The organism is Sphingobium lignivorans (assembly GCF_014203955.1).
Classification (GTDB): Bacteria; Pseudomonadota; Alphaproteobacteria; order Sphingomonadales; family Sphingomonadaceae; genus Sphingobium; species Sphingobium lignivorans.
This window is the reverse complement of record NZ_JACHKA010000001.1, coordinates 3,311,056-3,325,787: the sequence shown is the minus strand read 5'-3', so window position 1 is coordinate 3,325,787 and position 14,732 is coordinate 3,311,056. Positions and strand designations below refer to the sequence as shown.

The window sequence follows — 14,732 nt, the reverse complement described above, 5'->3', positions numbered from 1 at the left end:
TCGCGCCCATTCAATCCCCGACGATCAGTTGGTTCCCTCGGGCGTTACTGTCGCGTTTTGCGTCGTCGAGTCAACCGTGCGCGACGAAATCGGCGCCGGCGCCGGATCGTCATCCCAGTCGAACCACTTGCCCTTGACCCGGCCATAATTGGTCCGGGGGTCCTGGATGTCCGTGCTGCTGACCCCGAAATCCGTGGGGCTGATCTGGCCCATCGCCGCGAGGAGCGAGAAAGCCGCCACATAGGCATTGCGTTCCGCCGTCACGAGCTGGACGCGCGCGATGAAGCTTTCCTGCTCGGCATTGAGGATGTCGAGAATGGTCCGGGTGCCGACGCTGTTCTCCGCGCGGACGCCCTGGAGGGACAAGGCGCTCGCATCCACCGCCACGCGGCTCGACGCGATCACTTCGTTGCTGGCCTGCCAGCTCGAGAAGAGCGAACGCGTCTGGGCAATGATATTGCGCTCGACGGCAGTCCGCTGCTCCATCGCCTGTTGCTCGCGGGCCTGGCTCTGGCGAACCTGCGCGGCCGGCCCGCCGCCCTGATAAAGCGGCAGGACGATCGAGGCGCCGACCGTGACGGTCTTGCCATATTGCTGAATCGTCGCATCCGGCGTGGAGTCGAGGTCAGTCGTGTACTGGCTGTTGGTGAAGGCCGAGACGGTCGGGTGACGCAGCCCGCGCGCGACGCGCACGTCATATTTCGCCGCCTCGGTCAGCTTCTCCGCCGCCGCGAGATCGGGATTGTTCGCAAGCGCGATATCGACCGCGGTGTCCGGGCTCGCCGGCAGGCCCGGAAGCGCGGGCGGCGGCTGGAGGTCAACCGGCTCGTGCCCGACGAGATTGATGTAGCGTTCGCGCGCCTCGATGAGCTGCGCTTCGGCCGTCTTGAGATCGCCGCGCGCCAGCGACAGGCGGGATTCGGACTGGGCAACGTCCGTCCGGGTGAGATCGCCGACCTGGAAGCGGTTGTTGGTGGCCCGCAGGTTCACTTCCAGAACCTGGACGTTGTTGCGGCTGAGCGCCACCACCGACTGGCCGCGGATGACATCCATATAGGCTGCGACGACCTGGCTGAAGATGCTCAGCTCCGTCGCCCGCAAGTCGAGCTGCCCAGCCTCGATGCGGGTGCGCGCGCTCTTCATGCCATTGCGCACCCGGCCGCCCGAATAGATCGGCGCGGAAATGCGCCCCGTCGCCGAGATCGTGCGCTCGGGCTGGAAGTCATTGGGAATCTCGCGATAGGCGTTTTCCTGATAAACGGTCTCCACGCTCAGGCTGGGGAGGCCGTTCGCCTTCTGGATGTTATAATTTTCGTCCGTCGCGCGCTGGCCGGCCCGCGTCGCCGTCAGCGTCGGGTTGTCGCGATAGGCGGCGGCGAGCGCTTCCTGCAGCGTCTCGGCGCCCGCCGGCAGGGCCGTGCTTCCGAGCAGGGCCGTCAGGATCGCGAGGCGCGCAGTCGATCGAAGGGGCATGGTGGTTTTCGGCCTCTGGTCAGAAAGTGAAGGCTTTGGGCCGGGCGAAACCGGGCAGGATGACCGCTTCGCTGTCCGCGAATGCCCGCGCGCCAAAGCCGCCCGCCGAGCGCGCACCGGCGCAAAGGCGCGTGACGCCGCGTTCCGCAGTTGCGAAGGCCGCGCGCCCGTCCACATTGAGCTGCTGGATCAGCGCATCGCTCAGCTCTTCCACCGCGCCATCGACGAACAGCAGGTCATAAGGCGCGCCTTCCGGCCATCCCGCGGCCAGCGGGCCGGCATGAAGGGTAATGCCCGGGCGATCGCGCAGCTGCCGCGCGGCCTGCTCGGCCAGAACCGGATCTTCCTCGATCGCCACGACGACGCAGCCCAGCCGCGCCAGCAATGCCGCTGCATAGCCCGTCGCCGCACCGATCAGAAGCACGCGCTCGCCCGCGCGGGGCGCCACTTCCACGAGCAGGCGGGCCGTGGCCAGCGCGGGGTTGAGGGCGCGGCCGTTGCCCAGTGGAACGGCGCGGTCGGTATAGGCTGCGGCCCGGCGTTCCGCCGGCACATAAGCCTCACGCGGCTCGGCGAGAATCGCCTCGATGATCGCCGGATCATTCACGTCGTTCGTGCGCAACTGGCTTTCCACCATCGCGCGGCGCATTGCCTGGAAATTCTGCTCGCTCATGCCGTCCCTGATGACATAACTGTATTGCTGTTACAATACACCAAATGGCGCTGCCTGTCTCTCTAGTCTTTTTGCAGCGCACAGTGAAACAATTTTCCGCTTGAATGGCTTTGGCACCGCAGCAGGGCCACGGAGCCGGCAAAGCGGATTGCGTCCGCGTGCGATTTGGGCTAGCCGCGCTGCTCCACCGCGACCGAGGCCCGATGGCGGAGTGGTGACGCAGCGGACTGCAAATCCGTATACGCCGGTTCGATTCCGGCTCGGGCCTCCAGACGCCGTCCTTGGCGATTGATATTCGTCCTGGAAACGGCTGTTTTGCTCGCAGTGCCCCCCGGCCAGCGCACCATTGCCGCTCGCAAAACCCCAGCGTCCGGTCATCGCTCTGCGGTCGTTTGAGCGCCGGTCGGATCGGTCGGGAGGATATCCCTCCTGGTCGACCGCGTTGGTCACGGTTGGAGGATGTCGGGTCGGCCGATGCATGGGCGTCGCTGCCAACACGCTCCTCCGCCAGTTTTTCCGCTCTCCCGTCTACTGGCCCCGCTTATCGCCCTCATCGGCTCAACCGATGACGGGAATCTCTGTCTTCTGGCGGATTTCCTCCAGCGAGACGCCGTTGGCGATGTCCTGAACGATGAGGCTCTCGGTCGCGCGGTCCAGATTGAACCGGCCGAGTTCCGAGATGATCGCATCGACGACGCCGGCGCCCGTCAGTGGCAATGTGCAGCGCGGAACGATCTTGGGGCTTCCCGCCTTGTCGATATGGCTCATGACGACCACGACGCGCTTCACGCCGGCGACAAGGTCCATCGCCCCGCCCATGCCCTTGATCATCTTGCCCGGCACCGACCAGTTGGCAAGATCGCCATTGCCGGCGACTTCCATCGCGCCCAGGATCGCGAGGTCGATATGGCCGCCGCGGATCATGGCGAAGCTCGCCGACGAGCTGAAAAAGCTCGACGTGGGCAGGGCCGTGACCGTCTGCTTGCCGGCGTTGATGAGATCGGGGTCGACATCGTCCTCGAAGGGGAAGGGCCCGATCCCCAGCATGCCGTTCTCGGATTGCAGGACCACGTCAATGTCGGTCGGCACATGGTTGGCGACCAGGGTCGGAATGCCGATCCCAAGATTGACATAATAGCCATCCTGGAGCTCGCGTGCCGCCTGAGCGGCCATTTCCTCGCGCGTCCACGCCATCAGCCGGCTGCTCCTTCACGCTCGCGGGTCGTGCGGAATTCGATCCGCTTTTCATAGGAAGGGCCCTGGATGATCCGGTTCACATAAATGCCTGGCGTATGCACCTGGTCAGGATCGAAGGTTCCGGCGGGCACGATCTCCTCGACCTCTGCGATCGTCACCTTGCCGGCCGTCGCCATGTCCGGATTGAAGTTCCGCGCGGTCTTGCGATAAATGAGATTGCCTTCCGGATCGGCTTTCCAGGCCTTCACGATCGCGAGGTCGGCGCGCAGCCAGGTCTCCCGCACGTAGAGGGCGCCTTCAAACGTCTCGACCGGCTTCCCCTCGGCAACGACCGTGCCGACCCCCGTCCTGGTGTAGAAAGCGGGAATGCCGGCACCGCCTGCCCTGACGCGCTCGGCAAGCGTACCCTGGGGGGTGAGCTCGAGCTCCAGCTTCCCCGTGAGGCAGAGCTCGGCGAACAGTTTGTTCTCTCCAATATAGGATGAGATCATCTTCCTGATCTGGCTGTTGTTGAGCAGTGTCCAAAGGCCAAAGCCGTCCGCCCCGCAATTGTTCGAGATGATCGTGAGATCCTTCACGCCACTGCGCAGGAGGCCGGCGATGAGATGCTCGGGATTTCCCGAGAGCCCGAAGCCGCCCGACATGATCGTCATGCCGTCAAAGGCAATGCCGGCGAGCGCTTCATCGGCATCCTTGAATATCTTGCGTTCTGACATCTTTAGCCTATATGTTCGATTATCGAACAACTAGATCAATAATCGGAAAAGGGAGCGAGGTCAATGCTGGACCAGAGTGACCCGTATTCGGGCCAGAGCGATCCCAGTTTCATGCTGTCCCTGGCTCGTGGACTTGAGGTGCTGCGTGCCTTCGAGGGGCAGGCTTCGTTGTCGAATGCCGACGCGGCGCGCGTCACCGGCCTCACCCGCGCGAGCGCCGGGCGTTGCCTGCACACGCTGGTTCAGCTCGGCTATGTCCGGGAGCAGGGCGGCCGTTTCTTTCTGACGCCGGGCCTCTTGCCGCTGGCCTGCGGCTATCTCACCTCGACGCCATTGGCGAGCGCCAGTCAGGCGATTGCCAATGGCCTTCGGGACCGGCTGCAGGAGACCGTCTCCGTGGGAACGCTGGACCCCCGGGACCCCGGCCGCGTGATCTACATCGCGCGCGCCGAACGAAACCAGATCATCGCGGCGCCCCTGATGGTCGGCAGCACCCTGCCGAGCCACTGCACGTCGATGGGGCGCGTGCTGCTCGCCTATCTTCCCGCCAGCGTGCGCAGGGGGTGGATCGATAGCTCGGTCCTTGAAGCGCGAACCGATCGGACGGTTGTGGACAAGGGCCAGCTCTCAGGCGTGCTGAGCGAGGTCGCCGAACAACGCTGGGCGCTGGTTGAGGGAGAGTTGGAGATAGGCTTGCGATCGCTCGCGGTTCCCGTGCGCGATCGGGACGGAGCCGTGGTCGCGGCCCTCAACATCGCCACCTTTTCCGACGCTCATTCGCGCGACGATCTCATCGAGACCGTCCTGCCGGACCTGCGAGCCGCCGCAGGGCAGCTCGAACGCGCCATCTGACAATCCAAGACATTCCCAGGAGTCCTGCATCATGAAGCTTCGTCGCGCCGCCATTGTTTCGCCCCTGCGGACCCCGGTCGGAAAGTTCGGCGGCGGGCTCTCGGCCCTCAATGCCGGACAACTGGGCGCAACGATCCTCAAGGCTCTGGTCGAGCGAAGCGGCATCGACCCGGAGCGGGTGGATGATGTCGTCTTCGGGCATGGCTATCCGAGCGGCGAAGCGCCTGCGATCGGCCGCTGGTCCTGGCTCGCGGCCGGGTTGCCCCAGACCATCCCGGGCTTCCAGCTCGACCGGCGCTGCGGCTCGGGCCTTCAGGCCGTGATCGAGGCCGCCATGATGGTCCAGACCGGCGCCGCCGATGTCGTGGTCGCCGGCGGCGCCGAGAGCATGTCCAATGTCGAACATTATACCAGCGCGCTTCGCTCGGGCGCCCGCATGGGGAATGTTGAGCTCCACGATCGGCTGACCCGCGCGCGCCTCATGTCCCAGCCCATCGAGCGCTATGGCGTGATCACCGGCATGATCGAGACCGCCGAAAATGTGGCGAAGGACCATGGCATCTCGCGGGAGGCATCGGACGCCTATGCGGTCCGATCCCACCACCGCGCCGCGGCTGCCTGGCGCGAGGGGCGTTTCGATGCCGAGGTCGTGCCGGTGGCGGTTCCGCAGCGTCGCGGTGACCCGGTCCTGTTCGCCCAGGATGAAGGCATCCGCCCGGACGCGTCGATCGAGAGCCTGAGTGCCCTGCGACCGATCGAAGGGGGCGTCGTCACAGCCGGCAATGCCAGCCAGCAGAATGACGCCACCGCCGCCTGTCTTGTCGTCGCGGAAGACCGGCTGGAGGCGCTCGGCCTTGAACCGTCAGGCTGGTTCGTCGGCTGGGCTGCGGCCGGCTGCGATCCCTCGCGCATGGGCATCGGACCAATCCCGGCGGTCGCACGCCTGTTCCAGCGGACCGGCCTCGACTGGAAGGACATCGACCTTCTCGAGATCAACGAAGCATTCGCCTGTCAGGTTCTTGCCCTCCTGAAGCTCTGGGGCTGGAGCGAGAATGACGAGCGCCACGAGATCCTCAACGTCAATGGCTCGGGCATTTCGCTTGGACACCCGATCGGTGTGACCGGCGCTCGGATCATGGCGACGCTGCTGCACGAGCTTGGGCGTCGCAAGGCCCGCTACGGGCTTGAGACCATGTGCATCGGCGGCGGCCAGGGCCTGGCAGCCATTTTCGAACGCGCCGGCTGACGCACGCATCGCATCATCCTGCCAGCTTTCCTAAAGGCCGTGGACGATATCAAGATGCCCGGCCGCAGCTACCGGATCCTGTTCGAGCGTTCACGGGAGCGCGGGGCCGGGGTCCCGCCAACGGACCTGTCATGTCCCAGAAAGGCTGCACAGAGAAATGGCCGGCTCTTCGGAGTCGGCCATTTGCGAGCCTGTAAATAGATGCGATCAAAGAAGAACGGCCGCTGTCTCCTCCAGCTCCCTGGCCGCCGCCTGGAGCGGCGGCAACAGATCGGTCACGAGACCCTGAAGCGTGGTCCGGCTGACGGATGTTGCTGCTACGATCGCTGCCGTCGTTTTGCCATCGATCCGAAGCGGGACAGAGATCGACCGCTGTCCGAGGAAAATGTCCTGATCGTTCGTCGCATAGTCGCGCGCGCGAACCTCATTCAGAACCTCACGAAGTTTTTCGTGTGACGCGATCGTATTTGGCGTGAATGCTTCCAGCGTCCAGCCGTCGAGAAGCGTTTCGAGTTCCTCAGGCGACAAGGAAGCGAGTAACACCTTGCCGGATGAAGTCGCGTAAGCCGGGACACGCGCGCCGACATGAATATAATAGTTCTCGAAATCCTTGTAAGTGGCACGCGCCACGTAAACGACATCGCGATTGTCGAGTATGGCGAGGTTACAATTGATATGATATTTTGTCGCAAGTTCCCTGAGCAATGGTCCCGCTGCTTGAGAAAAAGGCTGCGACGACAGGTACGCCGTTCCAAGGCCAAGAACTTTGGCAGTTAGCCGAAATCGGCCATCATTGTTTACCGCATAGCCTAATAATTCCAGAGTTCTCAGTATTCTTCGAGTGCTTCCCGGCGTTATCTTGAGCTCTCGTGAGATCTGGCTGAGCGTCCATTCAGGGTTGTCTGAGCTGAACAAGGCAATGACCGCAAGCCCCTTCTCAAGAGAAGGGATGTATTCGTCATCGTTCGTGGTCGATTTGGTCAACTGGCTTTCCCTTTTTTTGCTCTGCCGTAACCTTGCCAGGACCAGTCAGGTGCCGCTTGTGAAGGGCCGTGCGTCCAGGTGCGCTTCATTAATGCTGAACTGAGTTCCCTTGACAAGCCCCATTGTAGGCCATACCGATAGCCGGAAAGTTTTTCGGTAAAGATCGGAAATAGTTCCGGCTTTGGGGATGGGGCATGGGATTCGGGTTATGATGCACGTTTCTCCGGCTCAGTTCCGGGCGTATCTCTGGCAAGGGCATGACAGCGGTGCGATCGCCGAGGGCGGAAAAGGAATTCGCCACCTCGCCGTCGCCGGCATGGTCTTCGTGCTTGTTCTGCTTGCCTATCTGTTCCCGGTCGGTGGCAGCGATGCGCCATCGCCGGCGATGCTGGCCAAGGCTCCGCACCCCCTGATCGGCAAGTACTGCATGAGTTGTCACGACAGTGTCGAGAAGACGGCGGGGCTGGCCTTCGACGAGATGAGTCTCGCCAATCCGTTGAAGGCTCCCGAGCTATGGGAGGCCACGGTGCGGCGCCTGTCCAGCGGCATGATGCCGCCGGCGGGTGAGCCGCGACCCAGCAAAGCCGAAGCGCGCGAGCTCATCCAGGCGATCACGTCCAGTCTGGATGGCGCCAAGCCGTCGCCCGCTCCCGCGGTTCTGCGTCGTCTGACGCGGAGCGAGTATGACAATGTCATCCGGGACCTTCTTGGCCTGAATGTCGATGTCACGACGCTGCTGCCCCCGGACCCGTCTACGAAGGGTTTCGACAATATAGGAGAGATCCTCACTACATCGCCCGCTCTGGTTCAGGGCTATCTGAACGCCGGCATGCGCATCAGCCGCCTGGCGGTGGGCGATCCGACGATGGCATCCGCGCGGCGGGCCTTTCCCGTGCCCCAGAAGCTCGACAACAGCCGGTACATAGCGGGCCTGCCGCTCGGCACGCGCGGCGGCGTACGTCTCAACGTGCTTTTCCCGGTCGAGGGCGACTACGAGGTCGAGGTGCGTGCCGGGCCCGGCATCACCTTGTTCAGGAAATATGGCGGCGGGAAGATGCCCAATGTCGATCTGACGGTCGCCGGAAAGGCGTTTCCGGTCGACAGCAAGGGGAAAGCGCGGGTCCATGTCCGCGCCGGCGAGTTCCCTGTCACGGTGGCATTGCGCGATGTGGATCTGGAGCCGGGTGTCGATGAGATCTACGCGACCTTCAACGTGAAGGGCACGATCATGGACGTCGCGGTCAACGGGCCGTTCAACGTCAAGGGCGTCGGCAAGACCGCCGCCCGCTCAAAGATCTTCAGCTGCTATCCGAGCAAGCCGATGGAGGAGCGGGTCTGCGCGCGCAGTATCGTTGCGCGCCTGGCCGGCAAGGCGTTCCGCCGGCCCTTGGCGGAGCAGTCCGCCGAGATGGACTTGCTGATGCGGTATTATGATCAAGGCCGGAGGCGCGGCAATTTCGAGACGGGCGTTCAGCAAGCGCTGGCTTATATCCTGGTCGATCCCCGCTTCCTTTATCGGGTTGAGCAGGAGCCTGCCGGTGCGGCCCCGGGCTCGGTCTATCCGGTATCGCCGATCGAGTTCGCCTCGCGTCTGTCCTTCTTCCTCTGGAGCAGCATTCCCGATGACGCGCTGATGGCATCCGCCGTCAGCGGCAAGCTGACCCAGCCGGCGGAGCTGGAGCGCCAGGTCCACCGCATGATTGCAGACAAGCGCGCCGATGCGTTCGTCGACAATTTTGCCGGCCAATGGCTCAATCTGCGGCAACTCGCCAGCGCAGAGCGCGAGAGCAAAGATTTCGACGACAATCTGCGCTTCGCGATGGAGCGGGAGACCAAGCTGCTGTTCGCGAACGTGCTGCGCGGCAATCGTCCGGCCGTTGAGTTGCTCAATGCAAATTATACGTTCGTGAACGAACGGCTGGCGCGGCATTACGGTATCAAGGGTGTGCAAGGGGACTATTTCCGTCGCGTGTCGCTTCCCCCGGGTAATCCGCGTCGCGGCTTGCTGGGGCATGCAAGCGTCCTGACCGTCACATCGGTCGCCAACCGCACGTCGCCCGTCATTCGAGGCGCATGGGTGCTGGAAAACATCCTTGGCGTGCCGCCGTCGCCGCCGCCGCCGGGTGTGGAGACCAATCTGGATGCCTCCGTCAAGACGCCCCAGACACTGCGGGAACGGCTTGCCCAGCATCGTGAGAACCCGGCCTGTGCCAGCTGCCACAACATGATGGACCCCATCGGACTGACGATGGAGAATTTCGATCAGACCGGGAAGTGGCGCACACATGACGGGCCGTTCCCCATCAATGCATCGGGTACGTTGGTCGATGGCACGGCATTGCGCGGCAGTGCGGATCTGAACCGCGCGTTGCTGAAATATTCCGACGCATTCGTGGCGAACCTGACCTCGAAGCTCATGACCTATGCGCTCGGGCGGCCAGTCAATGCTCATGAAATGCCCGCGGTACGCGAGGTGATGCGGCGCTCCAAGTCCCAGGGGAACGGGCTCATCTCGATCATCATGGGCGTGGTGGAAAGCAAACCTTTCCTCACGCGAACCAACCCAGCGCGGCCGCTCGGGCCGCCGTCCCGCTCAACCCGGACCGAAGAATCGCAAGCGGAAAAGAAAAGGAAAGCTGCGTGATCGAACACGAGACCGTTCCCGATGTCGCCCGTCGTACATTGCTTATTGGCGCGGCCAGCCTGCCATTGCTGAGCGGATCGCTTGCGAGTGCTGCGGCGCTTCGCGGGGATGAACTTCCGCTCATCACGACCGGTCTGGAACATTTTGCGATGATGGTGCCGGATGTGACCCCGACCGCGCGCTTCTACAGCGCTGTGTTCGGCCATGGGCTTTTCAAGGAGATAGACCCGCCGCTGCGCTATTATGTGATGATCGGCAAGGCCTATATCGCGATCGGCAGTCGCGCCAGCCAGCCGGCGCCGGTCATGGATCATTATTGCGTGGCCGTCGAAGGCTATGATCGCGACAAGATGAATGCGGCTCTTTCGGCGCTCGGACTGCCACCGGCTGCTCGCGGGGTCGTGCTGGACCCCGACAAGATCGGCCTGCAGTTACTGAAGGATCCGGCCGGCCTGACGGACACGAACATTCCAGCGGAGCGCATATTGGGACGCGGCTACGGCCTCGTGCAGCCATATGGGATGGACAATGTTCTGCTGCGCGTCGCCGATCTCGGTGCTTCGAGCCGCTTCTACGACCGCTTTTTCGCCCGGACGCCGGCCAGGGAGAAGGGCGAGATCTGGTATCGCGCGGCGGATACGACGATCCGCCTCGCGCCGCAGTCGCCCGGCGGAGCGACGGGCTTCAAGCGCGTCGGAATCCGGGTGGGTCCATTCGATCCTGTCAAGGTGTCGGCGGGTCTGGTGTCGCTCGGTGCGAAGCCGCTGAGTGGCGCAACCGCGGCGCGGCTCCGCTTTACGGATCCCGATGGTTTCGAAGTCGAACTGATCAAGGTCTGAGACGAGAGTGGGGCCGCGAGGCCGAGCACTCGGAAAGGTGGCGTGAGATGTATTATATCACAAAGAAGCACCTGTCGCGACGGACGCTCCTGAGGGGCTTTGGCGGGGCTGCGCTGGCTTTGCCCTTCCTGGATTCGATGCTGCCTGCCGCGACGAATGTCTCGGGAGCCGCGAGCCGGACGCGCCTGGGCTTCTATTATGTGCCGCACGGCGCGGTGATGGACAAATGGACGCCCGCCACCGACGGAACCGATTTCGCGATGTCGCCGACCTTGCGCTCGCTCGAGCCTTACCGGCCCTGGCTGAACGTGATCAGCGACATGGGACTTCCGCTCGCCTACACGGAGGACGGCTCGGCCGCCGCGCATCATTCCAGCTCGTGTGCGACCTATCTCAGCGGCGCGGCGATGCACAAGAACGAGAACCGTCTCGGCATCACCATCGATCAGCTTGCCGCCCGGAAGATCGGCCAGGAGACGCCGCTTCCCTCGCTCGAGCTCGGGATAGAAGGAAGCTCGGCGACATGCGGGGAAGGGTGGAGCTGCGCTTATCGTGACAGCCTCGCCTGGTCCGACGAGCACAGCCCGCTGCCGGTCGAACGCAACCCGCAAGTCGTTTTCGAGCGTCTGTTCGGCGATGGTCGGGACGGCGATGCGCGCGCCGCCAATCGCCAGCAGGCGGCCAGCATTCTGGATGGCGTGCTGGAGCAGACCTCCTCGCTGCAGCGGAACCTGCCCGCCGCCGACCGGCGACGTCTCGATCAGTATCTGACGGACGTCCGCGAGGTCGAGCGGCGCGTTGCGCTTGCCGAGCAGCAGGCATCGAGCGACCTCGACCTGCCGCCCACGCCTGTGGGCATTCCTGCCGATTTCGAGGACCATATCAAGATGCTGTTCGATCTGCAGGTGCTCGCCTGGCAGACGGAGATGACGCGCATCTCGACGCTCATGGTCGCCGTCGAGATCAGCAACGCGATCTATCCGAAAAGTGGTGTCCGCGAGGCGTTCCACCCTCTCTCGCATCACAGCAACATCCAGGCGAACAAGGACAAGCTCGCTCAGCTCAACGCCTATCACGTCAGCATGTTCGCCTATCTGCTCGAGAAGATGAAGAGCACGCCGGACGGCGACGGCAGCCTGCTCGACAACAGCATTCTCATGTGGGGAAGCGGCATGGGGGACAGCAATGTCCACAACCATGACCCTGTCCCTATCGTCATGGCGGGAGGAGGCTCGGGTTCGATCAAGGGCAATCGCCACATCCGATCGGGGTCAGGGAAGCGTCCGCTTTCAAATCTCCTTCTAACAATCCTGCAGAAAGCGAATGTCAATGTCGACAAGTTCGGCGACAGCACCGGAACCGTGGATCTCTAAACTGGCGGTGCCGCGGCTCGCCGCAGCACTTGGGATTGTCTTCATTCTGGCCATGCTCGCACTCGCGGCGCTGAGCATGCGGTCACGCACGCCGGTGCTGCCGGCGGCGGAGGCTAGCATGCTTGGGCGAAGGATGGCCGAGGCAGCCAGCGGCAGAATGATGGCGGAGGCGCGCGCCCTGCTCGAGCAGGGCGCGGATCCAAGCCAGGTCAGCGCAGACGGCACTCCGGCTCTCCTGTGGGCCGCGCATTTCTCCGACCAGCCGACAATGTCGCTGCTCCTGGATCATGGCGCGAACCCGGACGGGATCAACCGGTTTGGGACCACGGCCCTGCACATCGCCAGCGGACAGGGTGACGAGGCCCTTGTGAAGCGGTTGCTCCAGGCCGGGGCGAAGCCGGACATCCCGGACGTCCGGGGCGAGACGCCATTGATCGCCGCTGCCCGGCAGGGCTCGCTCGGGGTCGTGAACCGGCTGATCGACGCGGGCGCTGCGGTCAACGCGGCAGAGAAGACGCATCACGTCACCCCGCTCATGCTGGCCGCCTGGAACGCGCATCCGGATGTCGTGCGGCGCCTGCTCGAAGCCGGTGCCAGGATCGATGCGAAAACGATTGTGGGCGATACGCCCAAGTTCACACCTCCGGGGTTCGGCAACGGATCGCATGGCGACGGCATCGTCCGCGGAGGCGTCCCGACGCAGGGACAGCGTCCGCCGATCGCAGGCGGGCTCACGCCGCTCCATTATGCAATCCGTGCCGGCGACCTTGAATCCACCCGCATGCTCATTGAGGCCGGTGCCCCTCTGGAGGGCGCAGAACCGAACGGCATCAGGCCGCTGTTGATGGCCATTCTGAACAATCGGATGGACATTGCCACATATCTCCTCGGCCTTGGCGCGAACGTGAACGCTGCGGACTGGTACGGGCGCACTCCGCTCTTCGCAGCCGTCGAGATTCGCAACGTGGAGTATGCGAGCGACAGCACGGAGCACGGCATAGATCGCCCCGCAGTGCTCAAGGTCATCGACCTGCTGCTTCAGAAGGGCGCGCAACCCAATGCCCGCGTGAATGAATATCCGCCCATCCGTCAGTTCCTGATGCACGGCGGTTCGCTCTCGTGGGTCGACTTCACGGGGCAGACACCGTTCCTGCGCGCGGCACTTTCGGGCGACGTCACGTCCATGAAGCTCCTCATAAAATATGGCGCAGATCCCAATCTCGCGACCTGGCGCGGGACGACGCCGCTCATGGCCGCAGCGGGGGTCAACTGGCAGTTCTACCAGACGTACGACGAGGGTGAGGACCAGCTCCTGGAAGCGATTAAGCTCTGCATGAAATACGGCCAGGACGTGAACGCGGCCAATTCCATGAAAGTGACCGCACTGCACGGAGCTGCGAACCGCGGTTCCGACAAGATCGTGCGCTTTCTCGTCGAGAAAGGCGCGCGGCTGGAGGATGCCGACGATCAGGGGCGGACCGCGCTCACCTGGGCCCAGGGCGTGTTCCTTGCGACGCTGCCGGCGCAGGCCAAGCCGACGACAATCGCTCTGATCGAGCGGCTCTGCAAGGAGCGCGGGCTCCAGTGCGAGCGCCGCAAACCCACGGCCGCGCCGGGTGCGCCGGGTTCCGAACCGCGAGCTGCTGCACCAGCATCGGCAAACCCAGCCATCACTTCCAGGAAACAGGCGTCATGACGAGAAGGACCACGCGCCGATGAACGACTTCATTTTCTTTCTCGGCCGTTTTCATGTTCTCGTTCTTCATCTGCCCATCGGGATGCTGCTTCTGGCGGTCCTAATGGAGGCGATGTCGCGTCGGCCCGGATTTGGCGCGCTCGCACCGGCAGTATCGCTCACCTGGCTTGCCGGGGCGATCTCCGCGCTGGTCACCGTCGCCTTGGGCTATATGCATGCCACGGAACCGGGCTTCACCGGCCCGGGGGTGAGCCTTCATCGATGGGCCGGCACGGCTCTCGCCTTCGCAGCCATCGCGATCTGGGCCTGGCGGCTCGAAGCGCCTGCCATCTTCTCGAAGATATGGCCGGTCCCGCTCGTGGTAGTCCTCATCCTGATGACTGCGACCGGCCATCTGGGCGGGAACCTCACGCACGGATCGACCTATCTGACCGAATTTGCCCCGGGCCCCTTGCGGTCACTGGCCGCTGGAGAGGCTGCGCCGGAAGCGGCGCCGCGCCCGCCGATCACCGACATCGCCAAGGCGGACATCTATCTTGATGTGATCGCGCCTGCTTTCCGTGACCGCTGCGCCTCGTGCCACAACGACGACAAGAAGCGGGGCGGCCTTTCGCTCGTGCGTTACGATGAAATGATGAAAGGGGGCGAAACCGGGCCTGTCATCGTGCCCAAGGACCCCGGGAAGAGCGATCTGTATCATCGTATCACCGTGGCGCGAAACCATGTCGACTTCATGCCCAAGAACAACAAGACGCCGCTCGACCCCGCGCAGGTCCAGGCGATCCGCTGGTGGATCAGCATCGGCTCACCCGCGAGTGGCGAAATCGGCAAGCTGACGCCGCCAGCCGATGTGCGCGAAAGCCTTGTCAAAGCCGGGGGTCTTTGAACGGCCGGCGTTCTTCCAGGCTCGCCAGAGCGCGCTCCTGGCCCGATGTCAGTGCCTCGGGGGGATCTCTTTCCACATCATAAGATTATGGCTTGTTTATCGGAAAACTTTCCGGTAGCCGGCCCATATAATCCGGAAAATAATCCGGTAAAA

The 14,732-nt window shown here is 63.7% G+C and carries 12 protein-coding genes and 1 tRNA gene; 8 read left to right on the top strand and 5 right to left on the bottom strand.

Features of this window, described 5'->3' with window-relative positions; all coding sequences use genetic code 11:
* Positions 1-24: 24 nt before the first annotated feature.
* The gene (locus HNP60_RS15305; protein ID WP_184053098.1) at positions 25-1,473 is read right to left on the bottom strand and encodes a TolC family outer membrane protein; all 1,449 of its coding nucleotides are present in this window, start codon (positions 1,471-1,473) and stop codon (positions 25-27) included.
* Positions 1,474-1,492: 19 nt separating this feature from the next.
* Positions 1,493-2,146, bottom strand: coding sequence for a protein-L-isoaspartate O-methyltransferase family protein (locus HNP60_RS15300; RefSeq protein WP_184155448.1), 654 nt, complete (start codon positions 2,144-2,146; stop codon positions 1,493-1,495).
* Positions 2,147-2,343: 197 nt separating this feature from the next.
* On the opposite strand from HNP60_RS15300, the gene HNP60_RS15295 reads away from it, so the two are divergent.
* Positions 2,344-2,417 (top strand) — tRNA-Cys (locus tag HNP60_RS15295).
* A 287-nt stretch (positions 2,418-2,704) separates the two neighbouring features.
* On the opposite strand, the gene HNP60_RS15290 is transcribed toward HNP60_RS15295, so the two are convergent.
* On the bottom strand, positions 2,705-3,340 hold the full coding sequence (locus HNP60_RS15290; protein ID WP_014077461.1) for a 3-oxoacid CoA-transferase subunit B: 636 nt from the start codon (positions 3,338-3,340) through the stop codon (positions 2,705-2,707).
* Positions 3,340-4,059, bottom strand: a complete 720-nt coding sequence (locus HNP60_RS15285) for a CoA transferase subunit A (protein ID WP_184155445.1) — start codon at positions 4,057-4,059, stop codon at positions 3,340-3,342. The genes HNP60_RS15290 and HNP60_RS15285 overlap by 1 nt, the downstream gene beginning before the upstream one ends.
* 63 nt (positions 4,060-4,122) lie before the next feature.
* On the opposite strand from HNP60_RS15285, the gene HNP60_RS15280 reads away from it, so the two are divergent.
* Together HNP60_RS15280 and HNP60_RS15275 are read left to right on the top strand one after the other, a co-directional pair.
* Positions 4,123-4,911, top strand: coding sequence for an IclR family transcriptional regulator domain-containing protein (locus HNP60_RS15280; RefSeq protein ID WP_184155442.1), 789 nt, complete (start codon positions 4,123-4,125; stop codon positions 4,909-4,911).
* A 31-nt stretch (positions 4,912-4,942) separates the two neighbouring features.
* Positions 4,943-6,157, top strand: a complete 1,215-nt coding sequence (locus tag HNP60_RS15275) for an acetyl-CoA C-acetyltransferase (RefSeq protein ID WP_184155439.1) — start codon at positions 4,943-4,945, stop codon at positions 6,155-6,157.
* Between the two features lie 207 nt (positions 6,158-6,364).
* Here HNP60_RS15275 and HNP60_RS15270 read toward each other — a convergent pair whose 3' ends face one another.
* Complete coding sequence (locus HNP60_RS15270; protein ID WP_184155436.1) at positions 6,365-7,141, bottom strand: IclR family transcriptional regulator domain-containing protein; 777 nt, start codon at positions 7,139-7,141, stop codon at positions 6,365-6,367.
* Between the two features lie 208 nt (positions 7,142-7,349).
* Here HNP60_RS15270 and HNP60_RS15265 point away from each other — a divergent pair, with 208 nt between their 5' ends.
* The 5 genes from HNP60_RS15265 to HNP60_RS15245 all read left to right on the top strand — a co-directional run bounded on the left by HNP60_RS15265 (position 7,350) and on the right by HNP60_RS15245 (position 14,579).
* On the top strand, positions 7,350-9,785 hold the full coding sequence (locus HNP60_RS15265) for a DUF1592 domain-containing protein (RefSeq protein ID WP_184155433.1): 2,436 nt from the start codon (positions 7,350-7,352) through the stop codon (positions 9,783-9,785).
* Entirely contained in the window at positions 9,782-10,624 is an 843-nt protein-coding gene (locus tag HNP60_RS15260) for a VOC family protein (RefSeq protein WP_184155430.1), read from the top strand. The genes HNP60_RS15265 and HNP60_RS15260 overlap by 4 nt, the downstream gene beginning before the upstream one ends.
* A gap of 47 nt (positions 10,625-10,671) precedes the next feature.
* Positions 10,672-11,997, top strand: a complete 1,326-nt coding sequence (locus tag HNP60_RS15255; protein WP_184155427.1) for a DUF1552 domain-containing protein — start codon at positions 10,672-10,674, stop codon at positions 11,995-11,997.
* 133 nt (positions 11,998-12,130) lie between these two features.
* The gene (locus tag HNP60_RS15250; protein ID WP_184155424.1) at positions 12,131-13,693 is read left to right on the top strand and encodes an ankyrin repeat domain-containing protein; all 1,563 of its coding nucleotides are present in this window, start codon (positions 12,131-12,133) and stop codon (positions 13,691-13,693) included.
* A gap of 19 nt (positions 13,694-13,712) precedes the next feature.
* Positions 13,713-14,579: a c-type cytochrome domain-containing protein gene (locus HNP60_RS15245; RefSeq protein WP_184155421.1), complete on the top strand. Its 867-nt coding sequence runs from the start codon at positions 13,713-13,715 to the stop codon at positions 14,577-14,579.
* Positions 14,580-14,732 lie beyond the last annotated feature (153 nt).